General features: G+C 71.9%; 9 protein-coding genes. 3 read left to right on the top strand and 6 right to left on the bottom strand.

From position 1 onward, the window contains the following. Window positions 1–53: 53 nt before the first annotated feature. Entirely contained in the window at window positions 54–986 is a 933-nt protein-coding gene (locus ACTRO_RS39515; protein WP_051452102.1) for a TIGR01777 family oxidoreductase, read from the bottom strand. Window positions 987–1,114: 128 nt separating this feature from the next. Between ACTRO_RS39515 and ACTRO_RS39510 the strand changes: the two genes are divergently transcribed. Further along, window positions 1,115–4,330, top strand: a complete 3,216-nt coding sequence (locus ACTRO_RS39510) for a S41 family peptidase (protein ID WP_034271540.1) — start codon at window positions 1,115–1,117, stop codon at window positions 4,328–4,330. A 262-nt stretch (window positions 4,331–4,592) separates the two neighbouring features. Here the strand turns inward: ACTRO_RS39510 and fabI are convergent, their stop codons facing one another. Then, window positions 4,593–5,357 carry an enoyl-ACP reductase FabI gene (gene fabI, locus ACTRO_RS39505; protein WP_034271539.1) on the bottom strand — a complete coding sequence of 255 codons (765 nt, stop codon included), beginning with the start codon at window positions 5,355–5,357 and terminating at the stop codon, window positions 4,593–4,595. A gap of 7 nt (window positions 5,358–5,364) precedes the next feature. Next, window positions 5,365–6,090 (bottom strand): 3-oxoacyl-[acyl-carrier-protein] reductase, encoded by a 726-nt coding sequence (gene fabG, locus ACTRO_RS39500; protein ID WP_034271537.1) that lies wholly within the window; start codon window positions 6,088–6,090, stop codon window positions 5,365–5,367. A 225-nt stretch (window positions 6,091–6,315) separates the two neighbouring features. Here fabG and ACTRO_RS44580 point away from each other — a divergent pair, with 225 nt between their 5' ends. Next, window positions 6,316–6,849, top strand: coding sequence for a DUF3099 domain-containing protein (locus ACTRO_RS44580; protein ID WP_051452101.1), 534 nt, complete (start codon window positions 6,316–6,318; stop codon window positions 6,847–6,849). A 251-nt stretch (window positions 6,850–7,100) separates the two neighbouring features. Here the strand turns inward: ACTRO_RS44580 and moaA are convergent, their stop codons facing one another. The 3 genes from moaA to ACTRO_RS39480 all read right to left on the bottom strand — a co-directional run bounded on the left by moaA (window position 7,101) and on the right by ACTRO_RS39480 (window position 11,129). Continuing rightward, window positions 7,101–8,108, bottom strand: coding sequence for a GTP 3',8-cyclase MoaA (gene moaA, locus ACTRO_RS39490; protein WP_034271535.1), 1,008 nt, complete (start codon window positions 8,106–8,108; stop codon window positions 7,101–7,103). Window positions 8,109–8,180: 72 nt separating this feature from the next. Next, the gene (locus tag ACTRO_RS39485; protein ID WP_034271533.1) at window positions 8,181–9,413 is read right to left on the bottom strand and encodes a phosphodiester glycosidase family protein; all 1,233 of its coding nucleotides are present in this window, start codon (window positions 9,411–9,413) and stop codon (window positions 8,181–8,183) included. 129 nt (window positions 9,414–9,542) lie between these two features. Beyond that, window positions 9,543–11,129, bottom strand: a complete 1,587-nt coding sequence (locus tag ACTRO_RS39480) for a PrsW family glutamic-type intramembrane protease (protein ID WP_157436699.1) — start codon at window positions 11,127–11,129, stop codon at window positions 9,543–9,545. 254 nt (window positions 11,130–11,383) lie between these two features. Between ACTRO_RS39480 and ACTRO_RS39475 the strand changes: the two genes are divergently transcribed. Then, window positions 11,384–12,202 (top strand): exodeoxyribonuclease III, encoded by an 819-nt coding sequence (locus ACTRO_RS39475; RefSeq protein WP_034278852.1) that lies wholly within the window; start codon window positions 11,384–11,386, stop codon window positions 12,200–12,202. Window positions 12,203–12,259: the final 57 nt, after the last annotated feature.

The following is a 12,259-nucleotide window of genomic DNA, read 5'->3' as shown; positions in this document are numbered from 1 at the left end:
CCGCGTCTTAAGGGGTCGTGGGCAGTCTCACTGCTGGTCGGGCGGGGTGCCGGTCACCGCGGAGCGGCGGCCGGAGGCGAGCCTATCGGTTTCGGGTCCGGGTCGGTGACCGCGCGCACGGCGTCCGCCGCGGTCGGATGCGCGAAGGTGAAACCGGCCGCCGTCAGGGCCTTCGGCAGCACCCGCTGGCTCATCAGGACACTGTCGGCGAAGCCGCCGAGGGCGAGGCGCAGCGCGAACGCCGGGGCCGGCAGCACGGCCGGCCGGTGCAGGGCGCGGCCGAGCTCCCGGGCGAAGTCCTTGTTGGTGACCGGTTCCGGGCCGGTGAGGTTGACCGGGCCGGCCAGGCCGTCGTGCTCGAGCGCGAAGCGCAGCGCACGCACGGTGTCGGTCAGCGAGATGACGCTCCAGTACTGGCTGCCGTCGCCGAGCGGGCCGCCGAGGCCGAGCCGGGCCAGCGGGAGCATCCGGCCGAAGGCGCCGCCGGAGGAGGCGAGGACGATGCCGAAGCGCGGATGCACGACGCGGGTGCGCGCGGCCGCGGCGTCGGCGGCGGCCTCCCACTGCACGGTGAGCCCGGCCAGGAAATCGCGGCCGGGCGGGGCGGATTCGTCCACCTCGCGGCCGTCCACGTCGCCGTAGTAGCCGACGGCCGAGGCGGAGACGAACACCTTCGGCGGGTGGAAGACCGCGGCGATGGTGCCCGCGAGCAGAGCGGTGCCGGCCACCCGGCTCTCGCGCAGCTTCTGCTTGTAGGCGGGGGTCCAGCGGTGGTCGCCCACGCCCGCGCCGCCGAGGCCCACCACCGCGTCGGCGCCGTCGATCAGGCTCGGATCGAGCTGCCCGCGCGCGGGATCCCACCGGGCCCGGCCGGGCTCGATCGGCCCGCCGCGCACGAGGCGGAGCACGTCGTGCCCGTCCTCGAGCAGCGACGCGGTCAAGGCCGATCCGATCAGCCCGCTCGATCCCGTGATCACCACTCGCATGCCCCGACTCTAGCGGCCGCCGCCGACGATACGGCGACGACTCCCCGCGATTCTGCTGATAGCAGAATCCTTGATCTAGCGGGCAAATCGTCTCGACTGGTGTCTCACCGGATGCTTACAGTCGACATGTGACTGGACTTCACTATCTTCGCCAACCACACCTGGCCCGCGGACTGCTGAGCTTCGTGGCCGAGGACGATCTCTGGCTCGCCGCCGTGGACGAGGCCGTGGCCGGCCGCGCCCGCGCCTGGCGGCTGACCGCCGACCGCACGCCGGTGGCCTGCCAGCGCCTGAGCCCGGACGGCACGCACGTCGCCTGGAGCGCGGCGCGGGAGGGCGGCGCCCGGGAGGCCTACGCGGTGGAGGTGGAGGGCGGGCCCGTCAGACAGCTGACGTACTGGGGCGACCGCGCCTGGGAGACCGCCGGCGTGCGCGGCTGGCTGTCCGGGGACGAGGTCCTGGTCACCGGCTTCCACGGGCATCCGCAGGACCTGCGGACCTGGCCGTTCGCGGTGCCGCTGGAGGGCCCGGCCCGCGAGCTGCCCTACGGCCCCGCCTCGGATGTCTCGACCTCGCCGGAGGGCGCGGTGCTGGTGGGCTCCTCGTTCTACCGGGAACCGGCCCGGTGGAAGAGATACCGCGGCGGCACCGGCGGCAAGATCTGGTACTCGCCGGACGGCGGCGAGTACCACCGGATCCTGGCCGAGGTGGGCGGCCACCTGGTGAACCCGATGTGGGTGTCCGGCCGGGTCGCCTTCCTGTCCGATCACGAAGGCGTCTGCGCGCTCTACTCGGCCCGCCCGGACGGAACCGACCTGCGGCGGCACACCGACCACGGGCCCTTCTACGCACGTCAGGCCTCTTCGGACGGCGCGCGCGTGGTCTACCAGGTCGCGGGCGAGCTGTGGCTGCTCGAATCCCTCGACGCCGAGCCGGTCCCGCTCACCGTCCGCCTCGGCGGCGTGCGCAACGGCAGGGCGCCGTTCGCCGTCAGCGGGCGCGAAGGCCTCAGCGACTACACGTTGTGCCGCAGCGGCCGGGTGATCGCCGCCGAGGTGCGCGGCACCGCGCACTGGCTGCCCGCCGAGGCGGGACCGGCCCGCGCGCTGCTGGCCGAGCCCGGAGTCAGGGCTCGACTGCCGCTGATCCTCCCCGGCACCTCGACCGTGGTGTGCGTCTCGGACGCCGACGGCGAGGACGGGCTCGACCTCATCCCGGCGGACGGCTCGGCCCCGCGGCGGATCCTGAGCGGCCGGATCGGCCGGGTGCTGGAGTCGGCGGCGGCTCCGGACGCGAAGACGCTCGCGCTGTCCTGCGACGACGGCAGGCTGCTGATCGTCGACCTCGAGTCCGGCACGGCCCAGGAGCTCACCCGTGTGCTCAACCAGGAGGCGTGCGGGCTGACCTTCTCGCCGGATTCCGCCCTGCTCGCCTGGTCGCAGCAATGGCAGCACTACGCCGGCAGCCACATCCGCCTCGGCCGGCTCTCCGACCGCACGATCGTGGACGTCACCCCGCCGCGGTTCGACGACGTCTCCCCCGCCTTCACGCTCGACGGCAAGTACCTCGCGTTCCTGTCGAACCGCACCTTCGATCCGATCGAGCAGACGCAGCCGTTCGACCTCGCCTTCGCCGCCGGCACCCGCCCGTACCTGGTCACGCTGGCTGCTGACACCCCGTCACCGTTCGCCCCGGAGATCGACGGGCGCCCGGTCAAGCAGCCGGAGAAGCCGCAAGAGGGCGGCGAAGCCGACGAAGACTCCGCCGAGGGCGCCGAGCCGACCGTCGAGCGGGTGCGCCTCGACCTCGAAGGGCTGGCCGCGCGGATCGTGCCGTTCCCGGTGCCGGCGGGCCGGTACCACGGCCTGTGCGCGGCCGAAAAATCGGTACTGTGGCTCGCCTCTCCCCTGGTCGGTGAGCTCGGCGAGGCCTTGATCGGCGGCGACGAGCACCCGAAGGCGAGCCTGGTGCGCTTCGATCTGGTCAAGCGCAGGCAGAGCACGATCGTCGACGCCGTCGACGACTACGCCGTCTCGGGCAACGGCGAAAGGCTGGCCTTCCGCAAGGACGGCGCGCTCACGATCCGTCCGGTCGCCTCCGCCGGCGACCAGGACGACGTCGGCGTGGACCTCGATCGGATCCGGATCACCGTGGACCGCTCGGCCGAGTGGCGGCAGATGTACGCCGAGAACTGGCGGCTGATGCGCGACAACTTCTGGCGCGCCGACATGGGCGGGGTCGACTGGCCGGCCGTCCGCGACCGGTACCGGCCGCTGCTCGAGCGGATCGGCAGCACCGACGATCTGCGCGACGTGATGTTCGAGGTCGGCGCCGAGCTCGGCTCCTCGCACGCGTATGTCCGCGACCCGAATCAGGGCCCGATACCACTCGAGCGGGCGCAGGGCCGGCTCGGCGCCGACCTGGTCCGCGATTCCTCCGGCGCCTGGCGGATAGCCCGGATCATCCCGAGCGAGACCTCGGTGGCGGCGGGTCTTTCTCCGCTGGAGGCTCCGGGCGTGGCGGCCCGGGCGGGCGACGAGATCGTCGCCGTGGACGGCCGTCCGCTGCACCCGGCGCACGGTCCCGACCCGCTACTGGTCGGGAAGGCGGGCAAGCCGGTGGAGCTGACGCTGCGTCGCGACGGGCGGGACCGGCGGGTGGCGGTGGTGCCGCTGCGCAAGGAGAGCGTGCTGCGCTACCACGACGTCATCCGCACCCAACGGGCCGTCGTACACGAGCGGTCGGCCGGGCGGCTCGGCTACCTGCACGTGCCCGACATGAGCTACACCGGCTGGGCCGAGTTCCACCGCGACATGGGTGTCGAGCTGCACTGTGAGGGCCTCATCTTCGACCTGCGCGAGAACGGCGGCGGCTATGTCTCGGAGCTGGTGATCGAGAAGCTGCGGCGCGAGGTGATCGGCTGGAACCTCGCCCGCCGCTCGGAGCCGGCCAGCTACCCGATCCAGGCGCCGCGCGGCCCGATCGTGGCGCTGTCCAACGAGATCGCCGGCTCGGACGGCGACATCGGCACACACGCGTTCAAGCGCTATGGGCTCGGCCCCGTCGTCGGCACCCGGACCTGGGGCGGGGTGATCGGCATCGACAGCCGGTACCGGCTGGTGGACGGCACGGAGGTGACACAGCCGAAGTACTCGTTCTGGTTCGACGACGTGGGCTGGGGAGTGGAGAACTACGGCGTGGACCCGGACGTGGAGGTGCCGATCCCGCCGCACGACTGGGCCGCCGGCCGCGACCCGCAACTCGACGAGGCGATACGCATAGCCCTGGCCGCCCTCGAGCAGCGGCCCGCGGCGTCGCCGCCGGAGCTGCCGCCGCCGGGCTGAGTGGGCCGAGCCGAGCGGGCCGGACGCGGCCTCCCGGGAAAAGGGCGCGGGCCTCGCCGCCGCTTCATGCAGCGGCGAGGCCCGGGAGCCTCGGGTGCCTGACGGCCCGTCAGCGCCAGGAGGGCTCGGCGTCCGGCGGATCCGGCTGCTCAGCGGCAGCGGCGACCGGCCGGCCCGAGCCCGCCTGCGGCCTGACGTGCTCGGCGCCCGTCGGCTCGGCGTCAGGTGGCAGCCCGACGTACCCAGGCCCGACGGTCCGGCGTCAGGCGCCGATCGCGTGCAGGCCGCCGTCGACGTGGACGATCTCGCCGGTGGTCTTCGGGAACCAGTCCGAGAGCAGCGCGATCACGCCGCGGGCGGCGGGCTCGGGGTCGCTCACGTCCCAGGCCAGCGGGGCCCGGTCGTTCCAGGTGTCCGCGAGCAGCCCGAAGCCCGGGATGGACTTGGCCGCCATCGAGCCGATCGGCCCGGCCGAGACCAGGTTGCAGCGCACGTTCTGCTCGCCGAGGTAGCGGGCCAGGTACCGCGAGGTGGCCTCCAGCGCCGCCTTCGCCGGGCCCATCCAGTCGTACTGCGGCCAGGCGACGGTCGCGTCGAAGGTCAGGCCGACCACCGAACCGCCGTTCTCCATCAGCGGCAGGCACGCCATGGTCAGCGCCTTGAGCGAGAACGCCGAGACGTTCATCGCCGTCGAGACCGACTCCCACGGCGTGTCCAGGAAGGCGCCGCCCAGGGCGTCCGGCGGGGCGAAGCCGATCGAGTGCACGACGCCGTCGAGGCCGCCGAGCTCGGCCCGGACCTTCTCGGCCAGCGCGTCGAGGTGCTCCCGGTTCGTCGCGTCGAGCTCGAGCACCTTCACCGGCTTGGGCAGGTTCCTGGCCACCCGCTCGGTCAGGCTCGGCCGGGGGAACGCGGTCAGGATGATGTCCGCGCCCTCCTCCTGGGCCAGCCTCGCGACCTGGTAGGCGATCGAGGACTCCAGCAACACCCCGGTGACCAGGATGCGCTTGCCGTCGAGAATACCCATGCTGATATCAGTGCCCCATTCCGAGTCCGCCGTCCACGGGGACGACGGCGCCAGTGATGTACGCGGCCTCCGGCGAGGCCAGGAACGTGACGACGCCCGCGATCTCCTCGGGCTGCGCGTAGCGGCCGAGCGGGACGGCGTCGAGGATCTGCTTCTTGCGGTCCTCGCTGAGCTCCGAGGTCATCGCCGTCTGCACGAACCCGGGCGCCACCACGTTCGCGGTGATCGAGCGCGAGCCCAGCTCATGCGCGAGCGAGCGGGCCATGCCGACCAGGCCGGCCTTGGAGGCGGCGTAGTTGACCTGGCCCGGGGAGCCGGAGAGGCCCACCACGGAGGAGATGAAGATCAGCCGGCCGCGCTTGAGCCGCAGCATCCCCTTGGACGCGCGCTTGGCCACGCGGAAGGAGCCGGTCAGGTTGGTGTCGAGGACGTCGGTGAAGTCCTGCTCGCTCATCCGCAGCACCAGGGTGTCCCGGGTGATCCCGGCGTTGGCCACCAGGATCTCGACCGGGCCGTGCGCGGCCTCGATCTCGGTGAAGGCGCGCTCGACGTCCTCGGTGGAGGTGATGTCGCACCGGACCGGGAGCACGGACCCGTCGCCGCTGGCCTTGAGCTCGGGCGGTTCGCCGGTGCGGTAGGTCACCGCCACCTTGTCGCCCTTCTCGGCGAAGGCGGCGGCGATGGCCAAGCCGATGCCCCGGTTCGCTCCGGTGACGAGAACTGACCTGCTCAAAGGTGCGCCCTTTCGATCGCGGTGACGGCTGGTTCGGCGGCCCGCGCGGCGGGCTGCAGGCCTTACCGTACCGGCTCCGCCGCCGAGGTCGTGTGGCGGAGCAGTACAAAGAAAGCCCACGCCGCTTGGGTCCGCACATGATCGCGCGCGGGAGGACGGATCTCCCGGCGTGCCGAGCGCACCCCGGGCTTCCGGGGCCGGTGACGCCGCCTTACGCTGGATGACGTGAGGCTTCCGATCTCCCGGCATGAGCCGACCGAGCAGTCGTACGGGATCACCACCGCCGATTCCAGCCATTTGAGCGACATCAGCAGGCGGCAGCGCCAGTACATCTGGACGATGCTGCTGCGCCTGGTGCTGCTGTTGGTGGTGGTGCTGGTCCCCGGGCCGACGCTGCTCGAGCGGACCGTGCTGGGGCTGGTGGCCACGATCATCCCGTACTTCGCGGTGGTGCGGGCCAACGGCGGGCCGGATCTGAGCGAGGCCCCGACGAACATGATGGTCGGCGCGCCCCGGCAGAGCGAGCTCCCGGGGCCGGACCGGTCGCTCGGCGGCACGCACCGGATCGACGCGGACGGCGAGCCGATCGACGGGGACGACGCGTCGTTCGGCTGGAAAGACGAGCCGGCCGCAGGGGAAGACGAGCCGGTCGCCGGCGAAGAGCACTCAGCCGGCGGCGAACGCGATACGCGGGTGCAGGCCGAGTGGGTGGAGGCGGAAGGCCGCGTCCCCGCGAACGCCGAGGTCGAAGAGCCGTAGCCCGCTGATCCTTGAACCCCTGTTCACTCCAAGCGCCTCCGTATGCCATACTTCTTACGCCCGCTCCGTTCCCCCGTCGGGGCGGTGCCTTGCGAACCCGGCCGTCGACAGCCGCGTTCGCCGTGAGCGGCCGGCATCCCCCCCGTGTGCCGGCCGCTCGCCTTTTCTCTGCGGCTTTCCACGTATCCCACACCGTCCAGGTATCCCACGCTTGCGCGCTCCCGGCAGTGGGCTCAGGCCGAGCCGGTTCCTCAGCCGCCGATGGCGGACATCGGGCGATCAGGCTGGACGAATCCGGGTTCGCCGATACCGGCGGCCGCCTTCTTGCCCAGCATGGCCGTGCGCCAGCGCTCGGCGATCTCCTCGTCCCCGGCCCCGGCCCGCAACGCTCCGCGCAGGTCTGATTCGTCCCGGGCGAACAGGCAGGTGCGCACCTGGCCGTCGGCGGTCAGCCGCACCCGGTCGCAGTCCCCGCAGAAAGGCCGGGTGACCGAGGCGATGACCCCGACGCGGGCCGGACTCCCGTCCGGCGCCGAGTATCCGACGACCCGCCAGGTCTCCGCCGGAGCCGTGCCGCGGGCCTCGGCGCCCTCGGGTTCGAGCACGAATTCGGCTGCCAGGCTCTCGAGTATCTCCTCGGCGGTGACCATGGCCGCCCGGTCCCAGCTGTGCTGCGCGTCCAGCGGCATCTGCTCGATGAAGCGCAGCTCGCAGCCGCGTTCCAGGCTCCAGCGGAGCAGATCCGGCGCCTCGCGCTCGTTGACGCCGCGCATGAGCACCGTATTGATCTTCACCGGTCCGAGGCCGGCGGCGAGCGCGGCGTCGATGCCGGCGATCACGCGCTCGTGCCGGTCCCGACGGGTCAAGGTGCGGAAGAGTTCGGGGTCGAGCGTGTCCAGGCTGACGTTGACCCGGTCGAGCCCGGCGGCCGCGAGAGGCGCGGCGAGGCGGGCCAGGGCGACGCCGTTCGTCGTCAGCGAGAGCCGCGGCCGTGGCTCCAGCGCGGCCAGGCGGCCGATCAGGTCCGGCAGACCCGGCCGGATGAGCGGTTCGCCACCGGTCAGCCGCACCTCGCGCACGCCGAGCAGCCGCACCGCGATGCCCACGAGCCGCTCGAGTTCGTCATCGGTGAGCACGTCGGCTCGGGGCAGCCAGGGCAGGCCTTCGGCCGGCATACAGTACGTGCACCGCAGGTCGCATTTGTCCGTCACCGAGACCCTCAGGTCGGTGGCGATACGTCCGAAGCGGTCCACGAGCATGCTTCCAGCCTAACCGTTCGCGGTGGCGGCTCCTGCACGTCGGCATACCTGAGGTGGTTCACCTAAGGTGCCTCATCTGAGGTAGACGGCTACGAAATCTCGACTACTCGGCTGGTAGTAGCGGTCGGCGGGCTGGGAGAAATTCCATAGCTTGGTCGGCGTCGGATCGGCGGCATCCCCAGCGCCCGGCACCGTGTAATACATGAACGAGGTCCAGTCGGCGTTGATGTCGAGTTCCATCGCGTCGACGGCGCCGGCCTGCTTGAGCAGCCTCGCCAGCGAGGCTACGGACAGGTCCGGCCCGCCGACGTAGATGACGTCGCCCTTGGCTGTGACACCGACGCCTGAACGCGGCACGAAGAACAAGTTGTTGACCGTCACGCCCCACTGCGCCCCGGATCCGGAGTTCACCGCGGCCGTCACCTGTCCGTTGTTCACGAGCAGACTCAGATTCTGGCGCACCCCGACGACCTGCGGCGTCATCGTCAGATCGCGTCCCCAATCGCCGATCTTGATCGACCCGTCGCGGTAGAACACCTCCGCGGCCTTGCCGTCGACCAGCGCCCGCACGGTGCGGCCGTCTTCGTAATAGCCGCTGAGCGAGTCGTTCGGGTTGACCTTGAAGCCACCGTTCCAGGTCGCCACGAGGCCTGCGCGCCGGCCGGGCGGCACCTCGTCCGGGGTGGCGAAGGTGCCGCCGGGCTGCTGCGAACCCGGATGCAGCTGGAAACTGAGCGCCTTGACGTTCAACCACGCGACGTAGGCGAGTTTAGAAGTGTGCTGGGCGTCCGGGCGCAGGCCGGCCCACTCCACGACCGGCACGCCGTTCTTCGCGTAGACGGCCGGGTGCCAGACGCCTTCGCCCGGCACCGATCCGGCCGCGAGCGGCGCGATGTTCGCAGGCAGCTCGTTCTCCGCGGCCGCGCTCGGCGCGACCGTGGCCCCCTGCAGCGTGTGGACCTGCTGCGAACTCAGCGTTCCGCCCGTCGGCGGGGCGGAGTACGTCTCGTTCTCCAGCCACGTGACGAGGCCGCTCATGTGATGATCGCGGCCCCACTCGGCCACCCGCGCGGCGACCGTATCGGAACCCGCATAAGTGAGATACGGCTCGATGGTGACCCCGGCGTACCCGAAGACCAGCACGAACACGGCCGTCAGCGGCCGCCACAGGTAGCGCCGGCGCGCCTGCCTGCCCCGGCTCAGCACCTTGCGCGGCTTCTTGCCCTTGCGGCGGTTGGCCCGCTCTCCCGGCGGACGGACCGCCGTGGCTTTCGGATGATCCGAGACCTCGGGTCCACGCGCCATGCAGCCGGATCTCCCGTGCTCGTCCGTCGGCCCCGCGGGTACCGCGGACCGTCCTCGTTCAGGTTCTCTTCATGAACGGACGTGCGAGGACGGACCGCGGTTCCCGCGACGGCGAACGGCGGGAGCGGATCAGAGCTGAGGCGGCGGCGGTGCGGGTTGGCCCGAGGTGTTCGGCGCGCGATAGCCGCGGAGCGGAGTGAATCCGCTCTGCCCCCAGCCGGCGGCCGGGTTCCACGAAGGGGCGACGGGCATCGAGCCGGTGCCGTAGCCGGCCGGCGCCCAGCCCGGTGCGGCCGGCGGAGCCGGCGCGGCGGCCCACCCCGGCGCCGGCATGCCGCCGGGCACCGGCATCGGGTAGACCGGATGCGGGTGCGCCCGGGCGTGCGCCTCGTCGGCTTCGGTCAGCTGTTGCTCGATCACGCCGCCGGCCTGCACGTACGCCATGAACAGCAACACGCTGACGATGATCTCGACTATCCAGAACCAGTGGCCGGCCACGTCGTCGTTGATGCCGTGCAGCACCGAGGTGAGCCCCAGGCCGACGAGGGCGAGCCAGAAGTAGCGGCGGTGCTGGAAGGCCAGACCGACGAAGTAGCCGGTGATGCCGGCCCACACCGCGTGGCTCATCGGGTCGGTCACGAACCGCCAGGACCCGCTCTGGATCGAGGTCTGCGCGATGAACTGCCCGAGCGAGGCCGGGTCGACGTTCTGCTGCGCCGCCGACTCGGCGATCGTCGCCGCCTGCGACGGGATGTAGACGTTGATGTACTGCACCGCCTCGGCGGCACCGAACGCGAGACCGCTCACCGCGCCCAGGAACAGGTAGTCCTTCGGCGTCAGCGGCCCCCACACCTGCTTGAGCAGGAAGCCGAGCACCACGACCGGAAGGATCTTGACGAACTCCTCCGGCAGGCCGACCGTGAAGATGTAGTTGAACAGGTTCTGGTTCGGCGTCTCGAGCTTCTTCTCCAGCCAGATCGCCAGCGGCGCCTCGAAGAGCAGGCCGATGACGCCGACCTCCAGCAACATCAGAGGCCTGATCATCGGCGGCCGGATCGAGATCCACAGCACCAGCAGCCAGGCGCAGGCGAAGTAGATGGCGAAGGCCCAGGTCGACTTCGAGATCTTGTCGACGTCCTGGCCCACGTAGACCAGCGCGATGGACGGCACGACCACGAGCGCGACGAAGAGGATCGTGATCCAGTTGCGCAGCGAGCGGTCGCGCAGCCAGTGCTGGATCGGCAGCAGCATGGCCGGGTTGAAGTGCGCCGCCGGCGTCGGCTGGATCTGCGGCCAGCCGGCGTAGGAGGCCTGCGGCGGGGGGAAGGAGGAGGCGCCGTAGGGCGGGACTCCGGGCTGGGGCTGCGGCTGGAACTGAGGCTGCGGAGGGTATCCCTGGTACTGCGGCACGGGGCCCGGCTGGTACTGCGGCGGCAGGGGCTGGGGCTGGCCGGGGAACTGCGGCGCGCCCGGCGCGTGCTGCTGCGGGTATTGCGGGGGGAACTGCGGCTGGGGAGGCTGCGGGAACTGGCCCGGCGCCGGCGGTGCGTACGGAGCCGGCAGCTGAGGTGCGGAGCCGTGTCCCGTCGCCGGATCCGGTATCAGCCCCTGACCCTGGTCCCCGGGCACCGGCGTCCCGCCGGCCGAGTCCTGCGGCTGCCCTGGTCGGGACCCGTAACCGCGCTGTGGCTGGTCCGGGCCGGGTGGCACGGTCATGCTGGAGCTCCCCCTCGTCAGGGCCCACCGGAGCCTCGGCCGCGGCGGTCGTTCGAAACAGGAATACGGGTACGCATGCTTTCATGCCCGCGCCCGCCCCCGCCACACGGATCCGCGGCCCGACACACCGGCCCCGACGTGCGCGGCCTCGGCCGACGGCGGCGTTCCGGCCCGGTCTGTCGGTGGCGGCGTGCACAATGGTGGATGCCCGGCGCGGGGACGGCCCGGGCGAGGGCGACATCGGCAGGAGCACCATGATCAAAATCACCACCGTCAACGTCAACGGGCTGCGCGCGGCCTCGACCAAGGGCTTCGACGCCTGGCTCGCCGCCACCGACGCCCAAGTCGTGTGCCTGCAGGAGGTCCGCGCCGAGGCCGACCAGGTCCCCGCCGCCCTGCGCGCGCCGGCCGGCTGGCAGGCCCCGCTGTTCGCCCCCGCCGCCGCGAAGGGCCGCGCCGGCGTCGCCCTCTACACCCGCGTCGCGCCGACCCGGACGCAGATAGGGTTCGGCTCGGCCGAGTTCGACGCCTCCGGCCGCTACGTCGAGATCGACCTCCCCGCCGCCGACGGCCTGCCCGGCATCACCGTGGCCAGCCTCTACCTGCCCTCGGGCGAGGTGAGCACGCCGCGGCAGGAGGAGAAGGAACGCTTCATGGAGGAGTTCCTCGCCTACCTCAAGCAGACCCGCGCGCGCCTCGAGGCCGAGGGCCGCGAACTGGTCGTCTGCGGCGACTGGAACATCGCCCACCGCGAGGCCGACCTGAAGAACTGGAAGACCAACCAGAAGGTGGCCGGCTTCCTCCCGTCCGAGCGCGCCTGGCTCGACCGCGTCTTCGGCGAGGCCGGCTACGTCGACGTCATGCGCGCCCTGCACCCCGACGCCGTGGGCCCCTACTCCTGGTGGTCCTACCGCGGCCGCGCCTTCGACAACGACGCGGGCTGGCGCATCGACTACCAGATCGCCACCCCCGGCCTCGCCAAGCTCGCCAAGACCGCCGTCGTCGAGCGCGCCGTCGACCACCCCTCCCGCTGGTCCGACCACGCGCCGGTGGCGGTGGTGTACGGGGCGTAGAGTCGGGCGACCTGAGATCCGATGGTGTATCGGCTCTCGTTTTTCGGCCGATGCGGC

Source organism: Actinospica robiniae DSM 44927 (genome assembly GCF_000504285.1).
In the GTDB taxonomy this organism is placed as follows: domain Bacteria; phylum Actinomycetota; class Actinomycetes; order Streptomycetales; family Catenulisporaceae; genus Actinospica; species Actinospica robiniae.
Note: the sequence above shows the minus strand (reverse complement) of the source record. Positions and strands in the feature narration are given on the sequence as shown.